General features: G+C 76.0%; 18 protein-coding genes. 10 read left to right on the top strand and 8 right to left on the bottom strand.

Annotation, left to right across the window (positions count from 1 at the left end; genetic code table 11):
* Positions 1-241: 241 nt before the first annotated feature.
* Positions 242-3541 carry a LuxR C-terminal-related transcriptional regulator gene (locus ACLJTM_RS15150; protein WP_411104068.1) on the top strand — a complete coding sequence of 1100 codons (3300 nt, stop codon included), beginning with the start codon at positions 242-244 and terminating at the stop codon, positions 3539-3541.
* A 138-nt stretch (positions 3542-3679) separates the two neighbouring features.
* Positions 3680-4819 (top strand): AI-2E family transporter, encoded by a 1140-nt coding sequence (locus ACLJTM_RS15145; protein WP_411104324.1) that lies wholly within the window; start codon positions 3680-3682, stop codon positions 4817-4819.
* On the opposite strand, the gene ACLJTM_RS15140 is transcribed toward ACLJTM_RS15145, so the two are convergent.
* The 4 genes from ACLJTM_RS15140 to ACLJTM_RS15125 all read right to left on the bottom strand — a co-directional run bounded on the left by ACLJTM_RS15140 (position 4791) and on the right by ACLJTM_RS15125 (position 6842).
* A complete protein-coding gene (locus ACLJTM_RS15140; RefSeq protein WP_411104067.1) occupies positions 4791-5621 on the bottom strand; it encodes a class I SAM-dependent methyltransferase in 831 nt (276 codons plus the stop codon). The genes ACLJTM_RS15145 and ACLJTM_RS15140 overlap by 29 nt on opposite strands.
* A gap of 46 nt (positions 5622-5667) precedes the next feature.
* A complete protein-coding gene (locus ACLJTM_RS15135) occupies positions 5668-5973 on the bottom strand; it encodes a hypothetical protein (RefSeq protein ID WP_411104066.1) in 306 nt (101 codons plus the stop codon).
* A 105-nt stretch (positions 5974-6078) separates the two neighbouring features.
* Positions 6079-6339 (bottom strand): hypothetical protein, encoded by a 261-nt coding sequence (locus ACLJTM_RS15130; RefSeq protein WP_411104065.1) that lies wholly within the window; start codon positions 6337-6339, stop codon positions 6079-6081.
* 227 nt (positions 6340-6566) lie between these two features.
* A complete protein-coding gene (locus ACLJTM_RS15125) occupies positions 6567-6842 on the bottom strand; it encodes a hypothetical protein (RefSeq protein ID WP_411104064.1) in 276 nt (91 codons plus the stop codon).
* 330 nt (positions 6843-7172) lie between these two features.
* Between ACLJTM_RS15125 and ACLJTM_RS15120 the strand changes: the two genes are divergently transcribed.
* Both ACLJTM_RS15120 and ACLJTM_RS15115 read left to right on the top strand, forming a co-directional pair.
* Entirely contained in the window at positions 7173-7703 is a 531-nt protein-coding gene (locus tag ACLJTM_RS15120) for a GNAT family N-acetyltransferase (protein WP_411104063.1), read from the top strand.
* A gap of 363 nt (positions 7704-8066) precedes the next feature.
* Positions 8067-8327: a hypothetical protein gene (locus ACLJTM_RS15115; RefSeq protein WP_411104062.1), complete on the top strand. Its 261-nt coding sequence runs from the start codon at positions 8067-8069 to the stop codon at positions 8325-8327.
* Positions 8328-8334: 7 nt separating this feature from the next.
* Here ACLJTM_RS15115 and ACLJTM_RS15110 read toward each other — a convergent pair whose 3' ends face one another.
* A complete protein-coding gene (locus ACLJTM_RS15110; RefSeq protein WP_411104061.1) occupies positions 8335-8919 on the bottom strand; it encodes a helix-turn-helix domain-containing protein in 585 nt (194 codons plus the stop codon).
* Positions 8920-9058: 139 nt separating this feature from the next.
* On the opposite strand from ACLJTM_RS15110, the gene ACLJTM_RS15105 reads away from it, so the two are divergent.
* The 3 genes from ACLJTM_RS15105 (at position 9059) to ACLJTM_RS15095 (ending at position 12420) form a co-directional block, all read left to right on the top strand.
* Positions 9059-10504, top strand: a complete 1446-nt coding sequence (locus tag ACLJTM_RS15105) for an MFS transporter (RefSeq protein ID WP_411104060.1) — start codon at positions 9059-9061, stop codon at positions 10502-10504.
* A 47-nt stretch (positions 10505-10551) separates the two neighbouring features.
* Entirely contained in the window at positions 10552-11151 is a 600-nt protein-coding gene (locus tag ACLJTM_RS15100) for a TetR/AcrR family transcriptional regulator (RefSeq protein ID WP_411104059.1), read from the top strand.
* A gap of 72 nt (positions 11152-11223) precedes the next feature.
* Positions 11224-12420, top strand: a complete 1197-nt coding sequence (locus ACLJTM_RS15095) for a GDSL-type esterase/lipase family protein (RefSeq protein WP_411104058.1) — start codon at positions 11224-11226, stop codon at positions 12418-12420.
* A gap of 51 nt (positions 12421-12471) precedes the next feature.
* On the opposite strand, the gene ACLJTM_RS15090 is transcribed toward ACLJTM_RS15095, so the two are convergent.
* Positions 12472-13764, bottom strand: a complete 1293-nt coding sequence (locus ACLJTM_RS15090) for an APC family permease (protein ID WP_411104323.1) — start codon at positions 13762-13764, stop codon at positions 12472-12474.
* Positions 13765-14330: 566 nt separating this feature from the next.
* On the opposite strand from ACLJTM_RS15090, the gene ACLJTM_RS15085 reads away from it, so the two are divergent.
* Both ACLJTM_RS15085 and ACLJTM_RS15080 read left to right on the top strand, forming a co-directional pair.
* The gene (locus ACLJTM_RS15085) at positions 14331-15293 is read left to right on the top strand and encodes an alpha/beta hydrolase family protein (protein WP_411104322.1); all 963 of its coding nucleotides are present in this window, start codon (positions 14331-14333) and stop codon (positions 15291-15293) included.
* A gap of 222 nt (positions 15294-15515) precedes the next feature.
* Entirely contained in the window at positions 15516-18314 is a 2799-nt protein-coding gene (locus tag ACLJTM_RS15080) for a LuxR C-terminal-related transcriptional regulator (protein WP_411104057.1), read from the top strand.
* 47 nt (positions 18315-18361) lie between these two features.
* Here ACLJTM_RS15080 and ACLJTM_RS15075 read toward each other — a convergent pair whose 3' ends face one another.
* Complete coding sequence (locus tag ACLJTM_RS15075) at positions 18362-19417, bottom strand: aldo/keto reductase (protein ID WP_411104056.1); 1056 nt, start codon at positions 19415-19417, stop codon at positions 18362-18364.
* A gap of 95 nt (positions 19418-19512) precedes the next feature.
* Between ACLJTM_RS15075 and ACLJTM_RS15070 the strand changes: the two genes are divergently transcribed.
* Complete coding sequence (locus ACLJTM_RS15070) at positions 19513-20124, top strand: TetR/AcrR family transcriptional regulator (RefSeq protein ID WP_411104055.1); 612 nt, start codon at positions 19513-19515, stop codon at positions 20122-20124.
* 54 nt (positions 20125-20178) lie between these two features.
* Here the strand turns inward: ACLJTM_RS15070 and ACLJTM_RS15065 are convergent, their stop codons facing one another.
* A complete protein-coding gene (locus ACLJTM_RS15065) occupies positions 20179-21162 on the bottom strand; it encodes an aldo/keto reductase (protein ID WP_411104321.1) in 984 nt (327 codons plus the stop codon).
* Between the last annotated feature and the right edge of the window lie 58 nt (positions 21163-21220).

Genomic DNA, 21220 nt, shown 5'->3' with positions numbered 1-21220 from the left:
GCGTCACGGCCCGGCGCCGGCGGCGGTATCCGGGCACGCCCTTGCATCGCACGCGCCGGATAACGGACGCCGCAACGGTGCGGGTGCGCTCCGCACCGGCCTGGAGCCGCAGGCGCGGGGGTGCGGCGGGGCCGGGGCAGGCGCCCTGGGGCCGCTCCGGGTATCCGGGATATCCCTTGCGCTCGGGCTGCCGGACGCGGACGGGCTGTGCCGGAGGCCGGCCGGCGCCTAGCGTGCGGGTGTGAACGGACACGGGAGCACCGGCGCGGGGACGGGGAGCGCGGACGGCCGGGACGCGGGCGGCTTGGACGCGGACGGCCGGGACGCGGACGGCTTGCACGCGGACGGCCGGGACGCGGGCAGCGTGGACGCGGACGGCCGGGATGCGGACGGCTGGGATGCGGACGGCTGGGCTGCTCTGGCGGCGGCGGCCGCCGGGCTGTTGGAGCGGTACGGACGGCTCGCGGTCTCGGGGCCGTGGGGTGCGGGTAAGACCACCCTGCTGGAAGGCCTGGACGTGCCCCCGGACTGGCGCCGACTGCGCATCCACACCCAGGAGGGGGACCAGGACGTGCCGTACGGTGCGCTGGCCCAGGTCCTGGACCTGGGCGGGGTCCTGGGGGCCTGCCCGCCCCGCCGGACCGCGGGGCCGCAGGCCCTGGCCGCGGAGGCGTCGGGCGGTGCGTCAAGGGACGGCGGACCCCCGGCCGTTCGCACACCGGAGGCGGTCGTGGACACGGGCGCGGGCGCGTGCGGCGCGTTGGCGGCGGGCGGCGCTCCAGGGGGTTCCGCGGACCGGGGTGCCCCCGTACCGGACGCCGCCGCAGGCGGCGCGGGGCCGCGGTATCCGGACGCCGCGGTCGGCGCAGACCAGCAGCCGGGCACCGCCGCGCCCGGCCGCGGCCCCGGGCGGGCGCGGCCGGGCGCGGCCGTCCCGGCGCAGGACCCGTACCCGGCCGCACTCGGCGCGCAGCACCACCCGCGCACCGCTGCGGCCGTCCCGGCGCAGGACCCGTACGCCGGTGCGGGCGGCCCGGGCAGCGGGGTGGGGGGCGGCGCCGTGGCCCTGCGGCTGCGGCTCGCCCTCGCCGAGTTCCTCGGCGGCGGGTCGCCGGTGCTGCTCCTCGTGGACGGGGCCCAGTGGGTGGACGCGGCCAGTGCGGCGGCGATCGGCCACTGCGCGCGGACCCTGCCGCCCGGCCGGCTGGCCGTGGTGGCGGCCGAGCGCACCGCGGCCCACCCGGGGTACGCCGCCCGTCTGCTCGGCGGGCACCCTCCGCTGCTGCCCGTACCGCCCGCGGACCGCCTGGAGACGGCGGCTGCGCTGCAGCGGGCCGGCCTGCCCGCCCGCTGGGCGGCGCCCGTGCACCGGTACTGCGGCGGCAACCGCGCCCTGCTGGCGGCCGGCTGCCGCGCCCTGGCCGCGTCGCGGGACTTGCCCGACTCCTTCGGGGACTCCGCCGGCGCCCCGTACGCGCTGCCGGGCCGACGGCAGGTCCGTGACCTCGCCGCGCACTGGCTGGTCTCGGTGCCCGTCGAGGTGCGGGCCAGCCTGCAGACGGCCGCGCTGGCCCGGCACCCCGATGCCGACCTGCTGCGGCGGGCGGGCTGCCCGCACGCCGAGGACCACCTCGAACACGCCGTCCGCTGCGGTCTGCTCACCCCCGACGAGGCGTACGGGCCGCAGAGCGCGGCCCCGCCCCGGACCCGCTTCGCCGCAGACGCACTCGCCGAGGCGGCCGCGGCGACGGCCACCGCCCCGGAGCGCCGCCGCATCCATGCGGCCCTGGCCGGGGCCGTCCACGACCCCGTCCAGCGCGCCCGGCACCGCGCCCTGGCTCAGGAAACCGCCGACCAGGCCACGGCCGAGGACACCGCGCAGGCGGCGGCGCTGGCCCGCGGGGCGGGCGAGCGCCTGCTCGCCGCCGAGTTGATGATGCTGGCCGCCCGGCTGACCCCCGCCGACCGGCCCGCGCTACGGCTGGACCGGCTCTGCGGCGCCGCCCGGGACGCCGCCGCGGCGGGATCCGCCGATCTCGCGCAGGAGGCCGCCTCCCGGATCGCCGAGGACCGTGGCAGCCCCGCCCAGCAGGTGAACGCCCTGCTGGCGGTGGCCGACGCCCGGGGCCAGGACCTCGCCGAGACCGGGGCGCTGCTGGCCGCCGCGCGGCGGGCCGCCTGCCAGGACCCGGCGCTGCTCGCCGCCGTGGAACTCCGTACCGCGGTGCAGGCCAATGTGGCGGCGGGTGACGCTGCTCTGGCCCTGCACCACGCCGACGCCGCCACCGCCCTGGCCCGCCAGTGCGGCGACACGCCCCTGGAGGCGGCCGCCCTCACCATGGCCGCCCGGATGGAGCGGGTCCTGGGCCGGGTGGACAGCGCCCCGGCCACCCTGGCCGCGGCGCTCGCCCTCGCCGTACCGCCGCCGCGCATCGGCATCCGCAACAGCCCCGAGTACCTGGCGGCCCGGCACGCGGTCTTCGACGGGCGGCTGGCGCAGGCCCGCCGCGCCCTGACAGACCTGCTGCCGGACGCGCAGGCCTCCGGCGAGGCCGAGGACCTCGTCGACCTCTGGCGCAGCCTCGCCGAGGTGGACTGCGGTCTGGGCGCCTGCTCCCGGGCCCTGCGCTGGGCGGCGCTGGCCGTGGACCTCACCGCATCGGCCGGCCTGTCCCCCGGGCCCGCCTGGTACACGGCCGCCCTCGCGCACAGCCACGGCGGCAGCTTCCCGCAGGCCCTGCGGTACGCGGCCCAGGGCCTGCGCGCCTCGCGGGAGGAGCACGACGCCCTGCACACCACCCGCTGCCTGTGGATCCTGGGGGCCGTGCACCTGCACCACGGCCAGGTCGAGCAGGCGGCGACGGCGCTTGCCGAGGTCGACGCCCTGGAGGCGTACGGCGGCGCCGTCGACCCGGCCGTCCTGCGCTGGCAGGCCGACGCCGTGGAGGCCTTCGCCGCCTCCGGCCGCACCGCCCGGGCGTACGACCTGCTGGACCGCATGCAGGACGCCGTCGGCCCGCACCCGGGCCATGCCGCGCTGCGGGCCGCCCTGACCCGGTCGCGGGCCGCCTGCCTGCACCTGGCCGGTGAGCACGACGAGGCCGTGGAACTCCTGGAGGACGCGGCCCGGACCTTCACCGTGCTCGGCCGTCCGGTGGAGGCGGGCCGGACCCGGCTGGCCCGCGGGCGCGTGGAGCGGCGGCGGCGCCGGGCGGCGGCCGCCCGGACCGCCTGGGAGGCGGCCCGTACGGTGTTCGCGGAAGCCGGGGCGCGGCCGTGGACGCTGCTGGCCGAGGACCACCTGTCCCATCTGGCCGGCCGCTCCCCCGCCCCGGCCGCGCCCGGGGCGGCGCGGCCCGCTCCGGCGTTGACCGAGCACGAGCGGAGACTGGCGGCCCTGGTCTGCGCGGGCGCCACCAACCAGGAGGCGGCCCAGCAGATGTTCGTCTCCGCCAAGACCGTCGAGGCGACGCTCAGCCGGATCTACCGCAAGCTCGGCATCCGCAACCGCACCCAGCTCACCGCCACGCTCAGCCCCTGAGCCCCGCGGGCCCCGCCCGGGCCCGCGGCGAACAGCGAGGCGCCACGTTGGCCCGTACGGACCCCGGAGGGGTACAGGCCGGGCGAATGTCGGGGCCCGGGCGTGGCCCGGGGCCCCCGCCGTGGTACCTCGATGGCCATGCAGCCCGCCACGCCGCCGCCGGTGGCTCCGTTCCTCCGTACGGCCGCCGCCTACGCGTGGCGGCTGCTGGCCGTCGGGGCGGCGGTCTACGCCCTGTTCGCCGTCCTGGGGCGGTTCCACGAGATCGGCGTGGCCGTGTTCCTCGGCCTGGTGGTCACGGCCCTGCTGCGGCCGCCCACCGGGGTGGCCGCCCGCGCGATGCCCCGGCCGCTGGCCGTCGCCCTCACCCTGCTCGGCAGCGCCGCCCTGGTCCTCGGTGTCCTCGCGGTGGTCGGCGAGGCGGTCGCCGGTGAGCGGGAGACGCTGGTGCGCGAGTTCCGGGACGGCATCGACCGGATCGAGGACTGGCTGGAGCGGCCGCCGTTCCGGCTGGCCCCGGACGCCCTCTCCGACATCCAGACCAGGATCGGGCAGTACCTGTCCAGCCACCGGTCCACCCTGCTCAGCCAGGCCCTCAGTGGGGCGGGGCAGCTGGTGGAGGTCTTCACCACCCTGGCGCTGGCACTGTTCTGCTCGGTGTTCTTCATCCACTCCGGGGACCGGCAGTGGGCGTGGTTCCTCCGGCAGCTGCCGGCCGCCGCGCGCGAACGCACGCAGATCGGCGGGCAGGCGGCCTGGCGGACCTTCACCGGGTACACGCACGGGATCGTGCTGGTGGCCGCGACGAACGCGGTCCTCGTCGGGCTGGCCCTGTGGCTGCTCGGGGTCCCGCTGGCGGTTCCCCTGGCGCTGCTGGAGTTCGCGGCGGCTTTCATCCCGTTGATCGGCTCTCCGGTCGCCCTGGCGGTCGCGGCCGTCGTGGCGCTCGCGTCGCGGGGTCCGCTGGTGGCGGTGATCGTGATCGCCCTGATCGTGGTGATCGGCCAGATCGAGGGCCATGTGCTGCACCCGCTGGTCATGAGCTGGGCCGTCCGGCTGCATCCGCTGGTGGTGGCCGTCTCGGTGATCGCCGGGGCGATCGCGGCGGGGGTGGTCGGGGCCGTGGTGGCGGTGCCGCTGGTGTCGGTCCTCTGGTCGGTGCGCACTGCCTTGCGCGAGGCCGGGAGCGCCCCACGGGACGGCGGCGCGGCACCACAGGCCCGGCCACCGGGGCCGCCCGGCCCCTCCCCTACGGCTGCTTCCACCCCCACGCCGTGAGCATCCCCGGCGACAGGCCGGTGCACTGCGGGGAGTCCAGGTAGCGCCTCGCCTCCTCGATCCGGCCGTCGTCGACCAGCCCGGTGCCCGTCATGGCCTCCCGCGCCCGGTCCCAGGTGTCGGCCCAGAAGCGGCTGATGGCACTGCCCGCAGTGAGCGGGGGTACGTAGATCTCCGCCGCCACGGGCTCCAGTCCCGCGGCCCGCAGCAGCTCGTGGCGTTCGGGCACCCGGGTCACGTCCGTCCCGATGGTGGCGCGCAGTCCCTGCCACATCGCGCGCATCGCCCGGGTGTACGGGGTCTCGGGTGCGGAGTCCGTCGTCAGGTCCACGGCGTCGCTGACGACGAGGACGCCTCCGGGGGCGAGGAGCCGGCTCAGTCGGGTGACGGTCTGCTCGGGGTCCGGCAGGTGCATGAGCACGAACCGGGCGTGGACGAGGTGGAAGAGCCGCCCCGGGGCGAAGTCGTCGGAGGTGATGTCCGCCGCGAGCAGCGTCAGCCCCCGTACGGGGCGTTCCGCGAGGAACCGGGTGTCGCGGTCCACGGCGAGCACCTCCGTGACGCCCGCCTCGCCGAGCAGCCGGCGCGCCACCGTGCCGGTGCCGGCTCCGATGTCCAGGCAGGTCCAGCCGGGACCCGCGCCCAGGCTGCGCAGCCGGGCCATGGTCGTGTCGTCGTAGGCGAGCGCACCAAGGTCGATCCGGTCGCCCTCACCGCCCTGCTCGGGACGGAAGACCCGCTCCCCGTAGCGCCCTCCGCCCGGGGGGCGGCCGCTTTCCGGTGGTGTCCCTGGGCCGGCCATGGGGCCATTGTCGCGCTGCGGGGCGCACGCGTCCTGCCGTACCGGCTCAGCAGGGGCCGAGGGCGGCCGGTACGGACCCGGCGTCCTGCGCCGGGGCCTGGGCCTTCTCCATCGCCGCGCGCAGCAGGTCGACGGTGGCGGCGGCCGCAGCGCGGGTCTGCGCGTCGTGGGAGGCGCAGGCGGTGGATTCGAGCAGCACCACGGCGGCTTGGAGCACACCCAGGTGGATTGGCACGCTCTGCAGGGCGGCGAGGACGGTCGCCGCCTGGCCGGCCGGGGAAACGGCCGGCGCCTGGGGAATGAGCTGGGAGACGCCTCGGCCAAGGCCTCGGCCGCGTACGGGGGAAGTCACCTGCACAGTCTGGGGCCTCGGCGGGCGGCCCCCGACGAGGCGCGACGGCTGCGGCGGGGTGCGCGCGGGGTGCGGGCGGGGTGCGGGCGGGGTGCGCGCGGGGGGTCAGCCGAGCCAGACGACTTCGAGGACGGACAGGCGCCGCCTGCTGCGGTTCACGAAGTAGACGACGCCGAGTCGACCGACCGAGGCGGCCCGTACGTCCTCGCCCTCCGGATCGGTGGTGTCCCATTGGGCGAAGCCCCAGGGGGAGCGGGCGGCGACGTCGAGGACGTCGCGCAGCAACTCCTTGGCGTGCTCGGGCAGCTCGACGACTGCCTTCGCCGTGCGCGGGGAGAGCCGCGCCGGCCAGGGCTCACCGCTCATGCGTCCTCCCGGGGGTCCTGCACCACGCTAGTGGGGCAGGACCCCCGGCGGCGCCGTTCCGCCCTACCCGCCCTGCCCGCCCTGCCCGCCCTGCCCGCCTGCGCCGGCCCGTGCGGGGGGCGCGGTGCGGCGCGGGTGTTCGGGCCGGGGTCGGCGACCGCGGGCATACAAGGGCGCGGTGCGCGGCTCCGTAGGGGGCTGCGCACCGCGTCGTCGACAGGAGGGGTTCAGTGACCGTGACCGTGGCCGTGGCCGCCGTGACCGCCGTAGCCGCCGTGGCCGCCGTAGCCGTAGTCGTCGTCATCGTCGTCCCAGCCGCTGTTGTGGTACCAGCCGCCGTGACCCCCGCCACCGCCACCGCAGTCACCGCCGGTGACGTAACTGACGGGCTGGGCCGGGGTCGCGGCCGACGCTGCACCCGCGGTGCCGAGCGCGGCGCCACCGGCCATCAGCAGGCCCGCGGCGGACACGACGAAGAGGCGCTTCACTCTCTTTACTTGCATGGGAATTGCCCTTTCCTCCGCCTCCCGGGCCCGGTTCACAGCCTGAGGGGCGGCCGCAGCCGCACGAGGTGCGGTGCGGATCGGTTGCGTAGCCGCCGACCGCGGTACACGCGTTCGTCACCCGCGACGCGGCAGCACGCCACGCCGATCCCCCGAGGCGGAAGCACATCGGAGGCGTCGGCTTCCGTCGTCACGGAAGGGACGGCCACCGCGGGCGTGCCCCGCAGTTGCGGCTCTCACTGACTCAGGCTAGCCGCGCCGGGACCACTCAGCACCTCGACTCCGCCACCACCGCTGCGACCTGCGCTTGAGGCGTTCCGGCGCGGGGGCATGACGGGTGGATGCATGCCGTACCCCCCGTGCTCGCGGCCGGCACCCTGTGCCGCGGCGAACAGCCGGTGTTCCCGCTCGCCGACGGCCTCTGCCTGCGCGCGTGGGAGGAGCGGTACGCCGGCCCTGTCAGGTCCTGCCACGATCCGGAGATCCGGCACGGGAACCGGCCCGGCCCGCTGTCGCGCGGACGGCGAGCCGCTGGGCCTGATCGGGCTCGCCGACATCGATCCGGCGGGCGGCAGCGCCGAGATCCTGTACTGGTGCTGTGCCCGGGAAGGTTTGCCGGGTCGTGGTGTCCGGCGCGGCCGCGGAGCCTGGGGTCAGGCGACCGCTCGCACCAGCCGGTGGGCTCCGGACGAACTGGGCCTGCACCGGCTGCGGATCACCCACTCCGTGGCGAACCCGGCATCGTGCCGGGTGGCGGCCACGGCAGGGTTCGCCTGGGAAGGGACCCTGCGCAGCGCCCTGTTCCCCGCAGACGGGTGGCACGACGAGCATCTGCACGGCCGGGTGCAGGGCGACCCCTGACGGCGGGTGGTCTCCCGGGAGGGCGTGCGGCGGCCGGTCGGAAAGAGCAGACCGTACCCCTTGGGCGCATGTCGTGCCCCGCACTTGGCAGTTGTTCACCCGTGAGGAGGACGAGTTGCACGGCTCTTTCCTCGCGGATGCGTCGCGGACGGTGTTCTTGCGCAGGTTGCTAGGAAGAGGGACACCGGCAGCGATCAGGGAGGCGACCATGACGAGGGACCACTCGGGCTTACCCGTACAGGGCGGAGGCGGCCGGCTCCCGGTCGGGCGGCGGGGCGGCGGTCCACGGGCCGCGGCCTGCTTCCTCGTCGCGCCACGGCGCGTCGCATCCACCCCGGGCACCGACCACGAGAGGGCAGCGTCATGACGGACGAGTTCACCCGCACCGAGCGCATCGAGTACACCAGGCGCCAGGACGCCGCCTACCAGGAGGGCGAGGAGGCCGTGGACCGCCTGGCCGCGGCCCTGGCGTGCGCAGGGGTCGCCCTTCCCTCGCTGCGCAACGACGGCCCGGTCGGCGGCCACGGCTTCGTCCACCTGGGCGGCTGCAACGCGGCTCTGGCCGGCCGGCTGGCCGAGGTGATCGCCGCGGGCGCCCGCGTCCTGCACGAACAGCCGGGCTGAGTGGGTTTCAGGGCTGACGGGTGCCGGGGCGGGCGCGGATGCGGGCCTTCTCGCCCTGGGGGCCGAAGACGTGCAGGATCTCGACCGTACGGTCGCCGGCCGGGCCGAACCAGTGCGGCTCCGCCGTGTCGAACTCGGCCACCTCGCCCGGCCCGAGGGTGAGTTCGCGCTCGCCCAGGACGAGCAGCAGCTCACCGGCGAGGACGAAGAGCCACTCGTAGCCGGCGTGGGTGACCAGGGTGCGCGGCCCGGGCGCGATCACCTGCTTGAACACCCGCAGGCGGCCGGGGTACCGGGTCAGCGGGACCAGGGCGCTGCCGTTGCGGCGGTGCCGCAGCGGGGTCAGGTGGACGCGCGGATCGCCGGTCGCCGGGAGGGCGATGAGCTGGTCCAGCGCGATGCGGTGGACCCGCGCGAGCGGCACCAGGAGTTCCAGGGTCGGGCGGCGCTTGCCCGACTCGAGCCGGGAGAGCCCGCTCACCGAGATGCCGGTCAGCCCCGACAGCGCTTCGAGGGTCAGACCGCGGTCGCGGCGCAGGGCGCGCAGCCTCGGCCCGATGGCGGTGAGCATCTGCTCCATGTCGGCGTCCATGCCGCCAGTCTCGCGCTCCGCGCCCCGGGCTCAGGCAGCTTTTTGCGGCCTTCGCAAGTTTCCTACCCGGACCGACCGCCTCGGCCTGACGTTGGTGCCCTGCCCAGCCGGGCAGTACGGAGCACTGCGGAGGTATTTCATGGACGTGGGACCGGGTACGGCTCGCCGCTGGTCGGTGCTGGCGGTCTGCTGCCTCAGCCTGTTCGTGGTCGGACTGGACACGACGGCCGTGAACGTCGCGCTGCCCGCGATCGGCGGCGGCCTGGACGTCGGGACCCGCGGCCTCCAGTGGACCGTCGGCGCCTACACGCTGGCGCTCGCCGGACTGTTGATCACCTCCGGCGCCGTGGCGGACCGGATCGGACGGCGGCGCGTGTTCCGGACCGGTCTGGCCGTGTTCGCCGCCGCGTCCGCGGTGTGCGCCCTGGCCCCGGACGCCGGCGTGCTGATCGCGGCCCGCGCGGTGCAGGGTGTCGGCGGTTCGATGCTGAGCCCGGTGGCGCTGGCCATCGTCGTCGACGTGATGACCGAGCCCAGGGAGCGGGCGCGGGCGATCGGTGTCTGGGCGGCCGTCTTCGGATTGAGCATGGCCGTCGGGCCCCTCGCGGGCGGCGCCCTCGTCTCGGCCTTCGGCTGGCGGGCTGTCTTCTGGATCAACCTGCCGGTGGTCGCGGTCGCCCTGGTGCTGACGGCGCTCTTCGTACCCGAGTCGCGCGCACGGCTGCCCCGCCGTCTCGACGTGCCGGGGCAGCTGCTGCTGACCGTGCTGGTGGCGTCCTCGGTCGCCGTCCTCATCGAGGGGCCCCACCTCGGGTGGGGCGCGCCCCCGGTGCTCGCGGGCCACGTCCTCGTCCTCCTCGCGGCGGCCGCCTTCGGTCGGGTGGAGTCGCGGCGGTCCGAGCCGCTGGTGGACCTGCGGCTGTTCCGCAGGCCGCCGTTCGCCGCCGCGGTGGTCGCCGCGGTGGCGCTCTTCGCCGCCCTGGGCGTGACCCTGCTGCTCACCACCCTGTACCTCCAGCACGTACGGGGCTTGAGCCCGATGGCGGCGGGACTCGTCACCCTTCCTATGGCCCTCGCGGCCACGGCGGCGGCGCCCGCGTCCGGGGCGCTGGTCGGGCGGTCCGGTCCGCGGCCGCCGCTGCTGCTCGCGGGGGCGTTCCTGGCAGCCGGAAGGCTGTGCCTCGTGGGTATCGGCGACCGTACCGACCTCCGGCTCCTGGCTGCGGCCTCCCTGCTCGTCGGCACCGGCTTCGGCTTCGCGAACGCACCGATCACCCATGCCGCGGTCAGCGCCCTGCCGCGGGACCGCGCCGGGGTCGCCGGTGGCATCACCTCGACGGCCCGCCAGCTCGGATCGGCCCTGGGCATCGCGGTGGGGGGCGGCTTCGTCGCCGATGCCCCCGTGGAGCGCCTGGCCCGGGCCTCCCGTCCCGGCTGGATGCTCGTCGCCGGGTGCGGGCTGGTCGTCGTCCTTGCCGCGCTCTCGGCGACGCCCGCTGCCGGGGCACGCAGGAAGGCGGCCGGGCCGGGGCGGGCAGGACCGGCCGAGGACACCCCTTCCGAAAGCCCACGGCGATTTGCCTAAAGCTCTTAGGCAGGCCCATGATGGGCCGAACCGATCGGGAGGACGTCATGGCACGCGCAGGTCTGACCGCGGAGCGCCTGACCCGAGCCGGGGCGGAGCTCGCCGACGAGGTGGGCTTCGAGCAGGTGACCGTCTCCGCGCTCGCCCGTCGCTTCGACGTCGCGGTGGCGAGCCTGTACTCGCACGTGCGGAACTCCCAGGACCTGAAGACCAGGATCGCCCTGCTCGCCCTGGAGGAACTGGCCGACCGGGTCGCCGAGGCCCTCGCCGGCCGGGCCGGCAAGGACGCCCTGACGGCCTTCGCGAACGTCTACCGCGACTACGCACACGAGCACCCCGGCCGGTACACGGCGGCCCGGCTGCGCCTGTCCCCCGAGGACGCGGCCGCCGGCGCGGGCGTCCGCCATGCGCAGATGACCCGGGCGATCCTGCGCGGCTACGACCTCGCGGAGCCGGACCAGACCCACGCCGTGCGGCTGCTCGGCAGCGTCTTCCACGGCTACATCAGCCTGGAGGCGAGCGGCAGCTTCAGCCACAGCGCCCCCGACACCCAGGAGACCTGGACACGGGTCCTGGACGCCCTGGACTCCTTGCTGCGGAACTGGCCGGCCACCGGCCCGGCCCCGGCGCCGGCCCGCCGCCCCTGACCCCCACCGCCGACCCCGGACCCCGGACCCCCGACGCCGGGGCCCCGGATCCCGGACCGACAGGCTGGAACCATGAGCACCGCACACCACTGGACCACCACGCCCCTCACCCCCGACCTCCTGCGGGGCGCCCTCGACCTGGAGCGGACCGCCCACGGCCTGCTCCCCCACCGGCTGCCCGCCCGGGCCCGGGCCCAGTGCTCCGACCCGCAGCTGGCCATGGCCGAAGCCCAGCCCTCAGGCGTACGGCTGGTGCTGCGCACCCGGGCCACGGTCATCGAGCTGGACGCGTTGCGCACCAAGCGGGCCTACGCCGGCGCGCCGCCCCGTCCCGACGGCCTCTACGACCTGCTCGTCGACGGCCGCCCGGCCGGACAGGCCGCGGCGAACGGCGGCAACCTCCAGCTGATCGACCTGGCGACCGGGTCCGTCGAGATCCGGCCGGGCCCGGTCGGCACCGTCCGCTTCAGCGGTCTCCCCGACCGGGACAAGGACGTGGAGATCTGGCTGCCGCACAACGAGACCACCGAGCTGGTCGCCCTGCGCACCGATGCCCCCGTCGGGCCGGTGCCGGACCGCGGCCGCACCCGGTGGCTGCACCACGGCAGTTCCATCAGCCACGGCTCCGACGCCGCGAGCCCCAGCACGACCTGGCCGGCCGTCGCCGGCTCCCTGGCCGGGGTGGAGCTCACCAACCTGGGTCTGGGCGGCAGCGCGCTCCTGGACCCCTTCACCGCCCGGGCGCTGCGCGACACCCCCGCCGACCTCATCAGCGTCAAGGTCGGCATCAACATCGTGAACACGGACCTGATGCGGCTGCGCGCCTTCGGTCCGGCAGTCCACGGCTTCCTCGACACGATCCGCGAGGGCCACGCCACCACCCCGCTGCTGGTCGTCTCGCCCCTCCTGTGCCCCCTTCACGAGGACACCCCGGGGCCGAGCGCTCCGGACCTCGCGGCGCTCGCCGAGGGCCGGCTCGGCTTCCGGGCCGCCGGCGATCCGGCGGAACGGGCCGCCGGGAAACTCACCCTGAACGTGATCCGGGAGGAACTCGCCCGCATCGTGCGGCAGCGGGCGGGCGAGGACCCCCACCTGCACCACCTCGACGGCCGCGCCCTCTACGGCGAGGCGGATTTCGCCGAACTGCCGCTGCCCGACGGGCTCCACCCGGACGCCGCCACGCACCGGCGCATCGGCGAACGCTTCGCCGCCCTCGCCTTCGGAACCGGCGGCCCCTTCGCCCCACACCACCCCCGATCCGCCGGGTGACCGGTGCTGCACCCGCCGGTCCTGCCGGTGCACCCGGCCCCTGCCGCCCGGTCAGCGGGAGGGCGGCAGGGGCGCCTCGTCCGCCGCGGCCGCCGTCCGGCGCCGCCGCACCGCCATCAGAGCGCCGAGGGCCGCGCCCACACCCATCAGCACCAGGCCCCGTACCCACACCTCGGCTTCGATCCGGGTCGCCAGGACCACGCAGGAGAGGGCACCGAGCACCGGGACCACGGTGGGGGCCCGGAAGTGGGCCGCGGGAGCCGACCCGTCGCGCCGCAGGACCAGGACGGCCGTGTTCACGGCCAGGAACACGGCCAGCAGGAGCAGGACGAGCGTGCCGGCCAGGGTGTCGATCTCGCCGGTGGCGGCGAGCAGTGCGGACACCGCGGTGGTCGCGGCGATGGCTGCCCAGGGGGTGCGCCGGTTCGGGAGGACGCGGGTGAGGAACGCCGGCAGGAGCCCCTGGGCGGCCATGCCGTAGGTCAGGCGGGAGGTCATGATCCCGGTCAGGAGGGCGCCGTTCGCCACGGCGACCAGTGCGACGAAGGCGAACAGCCGCGGCGGTACGGTGCCGGCCGCCCGGACGACTTCGAGCAGCGGCCCGTCCGAGGCGGCCAGGGTGGCGGTGGGCACCGCGGCCGCGGCCGCCGCGCCGACGGCCGCGTAGACGAGACCCGCGGTCGCGAGGGCCCCGAACAGGGCGCGCGGGTAGGAGCGGGCCGGGTCGAGGGTCTCCTCGGCGACGTTCACGGAGGTCTCGAAGCCCACGAAGGAGTAGTAGGCGAGTACCGCTCCCCCCATGACGGCCGCCACGGGGGATGCCGACTCCGTCCCGAGCTGCAGCAGCCGGCCGGCGTCGCCGTCGCCCCGGACGACGATCCACACTCCGCATGCCACGACGAGGAGCAGGCCGCCCGTCTCCAACAGGGTGGCGAAGGTGTTCACCCGGGTGGACTCCCGGATGCCGCGGGCGTTCAGCAGCGCCAGCAGGACGAGGAAGAGCACGGCGACGAGCACCACCGGCAGGGTGACGAGGGCGTCGAGGTAGTCGCCGGCGAAGCCGCGGGCGAGCGCGGCGACCGACACGATGCCCGCGGCCAGCATGCAGTACCCGGTGAAGAACCCGAGGGCGGGGCCGTAGGCGCGCGTCGCGTAGTACGAGGCGCCGCCGGCCCGCGGGTACTTCGTGGCGAGTTCGGCGTAGGAGGCCGCGGTCAGGAGCGCCAGGAGCAGGGCCACGGTGAGGGGGACCCACACGGCGCCACCGGACTCGGCGGCGATCTTGCCGATCAGTACGTACACGCCCGCCCCGAGGACGTCGCCGAGGATGAAGAAGTACAGCATCCGGGTGGTGAGCACTTTCCGGAGGGGCCGGTGTGCGCCGGAGTCGTCAGGACGGGAAGGCATGGGCCTCATCTGTCGGTCGAGGGACGGGCGGGAGACGGACAAGGGCGGCGGACCGCTGCGGTCCGGCTCGGGACATGGGTCTTCTGACCGCGGGAGGCTGCTTCGAAACGGGTCCCTACGGGTCCCGTCGACCGGACACCTCGCCGAGGCGGTCGCCGTGGTGCCGCGGCATGCACTGCGCGGCGCACTGCGCGGCGCTGTGGGACGGGTCCGTCCGGGCCGCGTGCGCCGCGGCCTGCGGGACAGAGGCGGTCGGCGGACCCGGGCCGGCGGCCGCCGAGGCCCTGGCCTGCACGGCAGCGACGTACTGACCGCCTCCCGGTTCGCCGCCGGGAGGAGGCCGGTGATTCCGCCGATGCGCGGCCGCGGTACGCGCCGTGACAGTGGTCCCGCCAGCGAACGAGGCGGTGACCGCCGGCGCGGCGTACGGGCCCCGGGCTGTCGGCAGCGAGGGCTCCGCCCCGGCCGGCGCGGTCCGCCACGACCGAGAGGACGACTCCGTCGTGCAGCAGCAGAACACCCCGAACGCCCCCCTCACCGGCGCCTCCCCCGCCACCCCCGGGCCCGCGGACCGCCTCCGGACCGGGAAGGTACGGCTGCGGTCCCTGGGGGCCGCCCTGGCGGCGCTCCTCGCCGTCGGCACCGCGGGGGCCCTGGGCACTCCCAGCGCCCACGCGGCGGCGAACCCGTACGAGCGCGGACCCGCGCCGAGCACGTCCAGCATCGAAGCCGCCCGCGGCTCCTACGCGGTGTCCCAGACGAGCGTCTCCTCCCTGGGCGTCACGGGCTTCGGCGGCGGCACCATCTACTATCCGACGTCGACCGGTGACGGCACCTTCGGCGCCGTGGCGATCTCGCCCGGCTACACCGCCTCCCAGTCGTCCATCGCCTGGCTCGGCCCCCGCCTCGCCTCCCAGGGGTTCGTCGTCTTCACCATCGACACCCTGACCACCCTCGACCAGCCCGACAGCAGGGGCCGCCAACTCCTCTCCGCACTGGACTACTTGACCGAGCGCAGCACGGTGCGGTCCCGTATCGACAGCAGCCGGCTCGGCGTGATGGGGCACTCCATGGGCGGCGGCGGCACCCTGGAAGCGGCCAAGAGCCGGCCCTCGCTCCAGGCGGCGATCCCGCTCACCGGCTGGAACCTGGACAAGACCTGGTCCGAGATCCGGACGCCGACCCTGGTCGTCGGCGCGGACGGCGACACGATCGCGCCCGTCGCCTCCCATTCGGAGCCGTTCTACGAGAGCCTGCCGGGCACGCTGGACAAGGCGTACCTGGAACTGAACGGCGCGACGCACTTCACCCCGAACTCGTCGAACACCACCATCGCGAAGTACAGCATTTCGTGGCTGAAGCGGTTCATCGACAACGACACCCGCTACGAGCAGTTCCTCTGCCCGCTGCCGCGGCCGAGCCTGACCATCGAGGAGTACCGGGGCAACTGCCCCCACTCCTCCTGAACCGGGGCGAGCCCGGGGGCGGCGGTGGTGACGGCGGTCGTGCCGCCCGCTGTGCCGCCGCCCCCGCTGTGCTGCGGCACAGGCGGGCGCCGCTTCCCCTGGGACCGGTCCCAACCAGCCCCGCGTTGTGCGTCATTGCAGGTCCACGCCGTGCGGGGGACGGCCGAGCGGGGCGCGGGAAAGGCCTTCCGCCACTGTTCACACAGAAGTAACGTGACGTGCGTGACCGGAACCACGACAGCGTCGGCACCGCTCCGGACCCACGGCCGCAGCGCGGAACTGGACGCCCTGGGTGCCCTGTCGGACCGGATCCGGTCGGGGCGCGGGGGCGCGCTGCTGATCGCCGCCGAGCCCGGACTGGGCCGCACCGCTCTTCTGTCCCGCGCCGCCCGCGACTTCACGGCCGGCCCCGTCCTGCGCCCCCGAGCTGCGCCCGCCGAGAGCCGGCTGCCCCACGGCGGGCTGCATGCCCTGCTGTGCGCGGCGGCCGGTCCGGGGGCGGCGCCGCCCGCCGGCTCCCTCGCTGCGGGCCCCGCCCCGGCGGCCCTGTGGGGCCTGCTGCCGGGCATCGCGGCCGGAGCGCCGCTGCTGGTCTGTGTGGACGACGCCGACCTGTGGGACGCCCCGTCGCGCGCCGCCCTAGGCTTCGCCGCACGGCGGTGCGACTCCCTGCCCGGTATCGGGCTGCTGCTGTCCGTGACGGGAGCCCGGGCGGACGACCCGCACTTCGCCGGACTGCCCGTCATGCGGCTGGCTCCACTGGACGACGGGGCGGCGGCGGCCATGCTCGACGAGCTGACCGCGGGTGGCGCCGCACCGGCGGTGTGCGAGGCACTGCTGCGCGAGGCCGAGGGCAATCCGGCGCTCCTGGCCGCCCTGGTGGCCCGCCTGTCCCCGGACGAGCTCCGCGGCCACCGCCGGCTGCCCCGCCCCATGGCGGACGCCGGTACCCTGCGGGCCACCTTCGGCCGGCGCCTCACCGCGCTGCCCGATGCGACACGGCTGCTGCTGTTGCTGGCGAGCGCGGCGTACGAGACCGGTCCCGAAGGCGTCGAGGCGTCGTGGGTGTTCGACGCCGGGCGGGCGGCGGGGCTCGATCCGTCGGCACTGGAACCCGCCGAGGCGGCGGGCGTCGCCCACGGGGACGGCGACCGCATCGTGTTCGCCGGCTCCCTGCTGCGGCGGACCGCCTACGCCCTCGCTCCGCCGTCCGGCCGGCGCGCCGCCCACGCGCTGCTCGCCTCGGTCCTGGACGGCCACCGGCACCGGCTGCGGCGGCTGTTCCACCGGGCCCTGGCAGCCGACGGCCCCGCCCCGGCGCTCGCCGCCGCGCTGGCCGCCGCGGCGACGGCTCCCGGTACCGCGGCGTCCGGTCCGCAGCGTGCGGCAGCCCTCGCCCGGGCCGCCGCCCTCGCCCCGCACGACGACACCCGGGTGTCCCACCTGACCGCGGCGGCCGAGTACGCCCTGCTGGCAGGGCATCCCGGCAGGGCGCGGGAGCTCCTCGCCGGCACCCGGGACGCGCCCGTCCAGGCCGTGGTGCGGGCCCGGGCCGAACTGGTGCGGGGGGTCCTCGCCCTCCGGGACGGGCCCGTCGGAGACGCCTACGAAGCGCTGCTCGTGGCCGCGGCGGCGCTCGGGCCGTACGACGGGCAGCGGGCCCTGTCGGCGCGGCTCGCGGCAGCGGAGGCGGCGTGGGCCGCGGGAGACGCCCCGGGCTGCCTGGCCGCCCTCGCCGATCCGGCGGGCCCGGCCGCGGCAGAGGCGGACCCGGCCGGTTCGGGGGGCCCCGCCGGAGCGGCCGGGGACTACCGGCGGGGCATGTGCGCCGCACTCGGCGGGCGGTTGCGCGAGGCCCGGGACCCGCTGCGCCGTGTCCTCGACCGGGCGGAGGCCGACGACGATCCCACGCGCCTGCTGCCGGCCGGTGTGGCCGCGCTCGTCCTCGGCGACATCAAGGCGGCGTGCCGGGCCAACGCGCGGGCCCTGGCGGTCGCCCGCTCGCACGGCCTGGACTCGCTGGCCCCCCAGGTCCTCGAACACCTGGCGTACGCCGAACTGCGCGCCGGGCTGCACGCCCGGGCCAGGGTGCACGCCCAGGAGGGACTGCGCGCCGCACACCGGGCGGGGCAGCGCAACGTGGCCGCACACCAGCACGCCATTCTCGCCATGGTCGCCTCCGTCGAGGAAGGGGCGGCAGCCGTCGTGGCCCACGCCCGTGCCGCGCTGGGGACGGCGGGTCCGCACGGGCTCGTCCAGGCCGCCACCCTCGCCGAATGGGCGCTGGCCCGCGCCGACCTGTGCCACGGGCGGGCGCTCGACGCCGCCGCCCGGCTCGGTCCGCTGACCCGCCCGGGGCCCCGGCGGGGCCACTTCGCCGTCCGGATGCTCGCCCTGCCGTGCTTCGTGGAGGCCGCGGTGCTGTCGGGCCGGCCGGTTGAGGCCCGGTCGGCCGTGGAGGAGTACGCCCTGTGGGCGGCGCAGGGGGCCGATCCCCAGGCGCCGGCTCAACTGGCCCGGTGCCGTGCCCTGGTGGCCGCGCCGCAGGACACCGACGCCCTTTACGCCCTGGCGCTCGCCCTGCACGAGAGAGCCGACGGCGCTTTCGAGCACGCCCGTACCGAGCTGCTGTACGGGAAGTGGCTGCGCCGGCAGCGCCGCCCGGGCGAGGCCAAGAGCCGGCTGCGGGACGCGCTCGTCGCGTTCGAGCGCTGCGGCGCACTGCCCTGGGCCGGACAGACGCGGGCGGAGTTACGCGCCACCGGCGAGGCGCCCGCCCCCGTACCGGCGGGGCACCTGGAACGTCTCACACCCCAGCAGCTGCGCATCGCGCGCTGTGTGGCGGAGGGAGCCACGAACCGGGAGGTGGCGCTGCGCCTGTCCGTCAGCCCCCGTACCGTCGACCACCACCTGCGCAATGTCTTCGCCCTCCTGGGCGTGCGCTCCCGGACGGAGTTGTCCCGCCTGGTGGACCGGGCGGAGGAGGGCGGGGGCCGCGGGGACGGGGGCGGGGGCTCCTGACGGCACGCCGTGCGGGCGGGGCCGGCGGCATGCCGGCCGGGGGCCGGTCACCGCGCCGGCCTGCTGCTGCGGATCATCGGCGGGTTGAGGCGGGCGAAGCCTTCCTGGCGTTCGTAGGGGAAGTACGGGTAGGGGGCGGGCCGGTGGCTCGCCGCGTCGAGCCGGGCCGTCTGCTCGGGGTCCAGGGCCCAGCCGACCGCTCCGATGTTCTGGCGCAGCTGGGCCTCGTTGCGCGCCCCGATGAGGACGGAGGACACCGTGGGCCGGCCCAGGAGCCAGTTGAGGGCCACTTGCGGGATGGTGCGGCCGGTCTCCCGGGCCACCTCGTCGAGGGCGTCGACCACGTCGTACAGATGGGCGTCGGCCACCGGCGGGCCGTAGCCGGCGGTCTCGTGCAGCCGGCTCCCGGCAGGCAGCGGGCGGCCGCGGCGCACCTTGCCGGTGAGGCGCCCCCAGCCGAGCGGGCTCCAGACCACGGCGCCGACGCCCTGGTCGTGGCCGAGGGGCATCAGCTCCCATTCGTAGTCGCGGCCGATGAGGGAGTAGTACACCTGGTGAGCCGCGTACCGGGGGAAGCCGAGCCGCTCGGCGGCGGAGAGGGACTTCATCAGCTGCCATCCTGCGAAGTTGGAGACGCCGATGTGCCGGATCTTGCCGGACCGCACCAGCTGGTCGAGCGTGGAGAGCACTTCCTCGACCGGGGTGGCGGCGTCGAAGGCGTGCAGGTGGAAGAGGTCGATGTAGTCGGTGCCGAGGCGGCGCAGGGCGTCCTCGGTCGCCGTGATCAGGCGGGAGCGGGAGGTACCGGCGTCGGCGGGCCCGTCGCCCGTGGGCAGGCCGGCCTTGGTGGACAGCAGCACTTGGTCGCGGCGGCCCTTGACCGCCCGGCCCAGGACCTCCTCCGAGGCGCCCGCCGAGTAGACGTCGGCCGTGTCGAACAGGGTGATGCCCGCTTCGATGCAGATGTCGACGAGCCGGCGCGCCTCCTGCACGTCGGTGTTGCCCCAGGCACCGAAGAGGGGCCCCCGCCCGCCGAAGGTTCCGGCCCCGAAGCTCGGGGCGGGCACCCGGAGACCGGACGTGCCGAGCTGCCTGTATTCCATGATGTGACCCTCCAGCGAACGTAATGGCACCACAGACCCGTTAAGGTGGGATCAACGTAGCAGGAGTTCACATCTAATGGAACTGGAGACCCGTTATGGCCCCCACCGATGCCGTCGAACCGGGAAGCGTGCGCCCCGGAGGCCGTACCGCCCGGGTGCGGGCCGCGGTGCTCCGGGCCGCCGGCGACATGCTGGCCGAGCAGGGCCACCACCAGCTGGACCTCACGGAGGTCGCCCGCCGCGCCGATGTCGGCAAGACGACCGTCTACCGCCGCTGGGGAAGCGGAGCCGGCCTGGTCGCGGACCTGCTGTCGGACATGGCCGAGCAGTCGTCGCCGCGCGCCGAGACGGGCTCACTCCTCGGCGACCTGCGGGCCAACGCCGAACTCGTACGGCGCACCCTCACGGATCCTCGCCAGGGGGCCCTGTTCCAGGCCGTGATCGCGGCGGCCACCAGCGACCGCCGGACGGCGCAGGCACTGCACCGCTTCTACGAGGTCCGCGTCGCCGCGTGGGCGCCCTGCGTCCAGGAGGCCGTCGACCGGGGCGAGCTGCCGGAGGGCACCGATCCGGCCGAGGTCGTACGGGCGGTGTCGGCCCCGCTCTACTACCGGCTCCTGACCACCGACGCACCACTGGACGCGGCCGCGGCGGAGCGGGCGGTGCAGGCCGCGGTCACCGCGGCCCGCGCGGGGGCCTTCACCTGAGGCGGCGGCCCGCGCGCGGCCTCGGCCGCAGGCCCGCCACCCCGCGCCGGCGGGTCATCCGTTCAGCGAGGCCATCAGCTCGGGGGCGTAGCGGTCGCCGGAGGCCACTCCGTGCGGAGCCACGGCGTCGATGGCGGCGAGGTCCGCATCGCTGATGGTCACGGCGGTGGCCGCGGCGTTCTCCTCAAGGTAGCGGCGGCGCTTGGTGCCCGGGATGGGCACCGCGCCCTGGCGCAGCGTCCAGGCCAGGGCCAGCTGGGAGGGGGTGACGCCCTTGTCCGCAGCGAGGCGGCGCACCTGGTCGACGACGGCCAGGTTGCGGTGGAAGTTCTCACCCTGGAAGCGGGGGTCCGTACGGCGGAAGTCGTCGGCGGCGAAGTCGTCGGGGGTGGTGACGGCGCCGGAGAGGAAGCCCCGGCCGAGCGGGGAGTAGGCGACGAGCCCGATTCCCAGCCGCCGGAGGGTGTCCAGGACGCCGTCGTGCTCGATCCCGCGCTCGAAGAGGCTGTACTCGGTCTGCACCGCGGTCAGCGGGTGCACGGCGTGGGCCCGCTCGATGGTGGCGGGCGCGACCTCGCACAGGCCGATGTGGCGGACCTTGCCCGCGGCAACGAGGTCGGCCAGGGCGCCGACGCTCTCCTCGACCGGGACTCCGGGGTCGATGCGGTGCAGGTAGTAGAGGTCGATGTGGTCGGTCCCCAGGTGGCGCAGGGAGCGGTCGGCCGCGCGCCGGATGTACTCCGGGGTCGCGTTGTGGCCCCGGAAGCCGCCGTCGTCGGTGAACTCGATGCCGGTCTTCGTGGCGACCACGGCGGCTTCCCGGCGGCCGGCGAGGGCCTTGCCGAGGAGCTGCTCGTTGCGGAAGGGGCCGTAGCCCTCGGCGGTGTCGAGCAGCGTGACCCCCAGCTCCAGGGCCCGGTCGATGGTGGGGAGCGATTCGGTCTCGTCGGTGGCCCCGTAGTGGGCACTCATCCCCATCAGGCCCAGCCCCTCGGCGCCGACCTTCAGCCCCTGGCTGCCCAGTGCGCGGATCTCCATCATGTCTCTCCTCGGCGAAGTAAGTAACTAACTGGATAGGTAGAGCATGCAGCACGAC

It is taken from the genome of Streptomyces sp. cmx-4-9 (genome assembly GCF_046548835.1).
Taxonomy (GTDB): Bacteria; Actinomycetota; Actinomycetes; order Streptomycetales; family Streptomycetaceae; genus Streptomyces.
This window is presented reverse-complemented; position numbering and strand designations above follow the sequence as displayed.

Coding starts and splice junctions, on each gene's coding strand:
- ACLJTM_RS15120 (WP_411104063.1), top strand. CDS start 7,173: ATGACGGGTGGATGCATGCCGTACCCCCCGTGCTCGCGGCCGGCACCC.
- ACLJTM_RS15125 (WP_411104064.1), bottom strand. CDS start 6,842: ATGCAAGTAAAGAGAGTGAAGCGCCTCTTCGTCGTGTCCGCCGCGGGC.
- ACLJTM_RS15145 (WP_411104324.1), top strand. CDS start 3,680: ATGCAGCCCGCCACGCCGCCGCCGGTGGCTCCGTTCCTCCGTACGGCC.
- ACLJTM_RS15075 (WP_411104056.1), bottom strand. CDS start 19,417: ATGGAATACAGGCAGCTCGGCACGTCCGGTCTCCGGGTGCCCGCCCCG.
- ACLJTM_RS15140 (WP_411104067.1), bottom strand. CDS start 5,621: ATGGCCGGCCCAGGGACACCACCGGAAAGCGGCCGCCCCCCGGGCGGA.
- ACLJTM_RS15070 (WP_411104055.1), top strand. CDS start 19,513: ATGGCCCCCACCGATGCCGTCGAACCGGGAAGCGTGCGCCCCGGAGGC.
- ACLJTM_RS15105 (WP_411104060.1), top strand. CDS start 9,059: ATGGACGTGGGACCGGGTACGGCTCGCCGCTGGTCGGTGCTGGCGGTC.
- ACLJTM_RS15110 (WP_411104061.1), bottom strand. CDS start 8,919: ATGGACGCCGACATGGAGCAGATGCTCACCGCCATCGGGCCGAGGCTG.
- ACLJTM_RS15065 (WP_411104321.1), bottom strand. CDS start 21,162: ATGGAGATCCGCGCACTGGGCAGCCAGGGGCTGAAGGTCGGCGCCGAG.
- ACLJTM_RS15115 (WP_411104062.1), top strand. CDS start 8,067: ATGACGGACGAGTTCACCCGCACCGAGCGCATCGAGTACACCAGGCGC.
- ACLJTM_RS15100 (WP_411104059.1), top strand. CDS start 10,552: ATGGCACGCGCAGGTCTGACCGCGGAGCGCCTGACCCGAGCCGGGGCG.
- ACLJTM_RS15090 (WP_411104323.1), bottom strand. CDS start 13,764: ATGCTGTACTTCTTCATCCTCGGCGACGTCCTCGGGGCGGGCGTGTAC.
- ACLJTM_RS15095 (WP_411104058.1), top strand. CDS start 11,224: ATGAGCACCGCACACCACTGGACCACCACGCCCCTCACCCCCGACCTC.
- ACLJTM_RS15130 (WP_411104065.1), bottom strand. CDS start 6,339: ATGAGCGGTGAGCCCTGGCCGGCGCGGCTCTCCCCGCGCACGGCGAAG.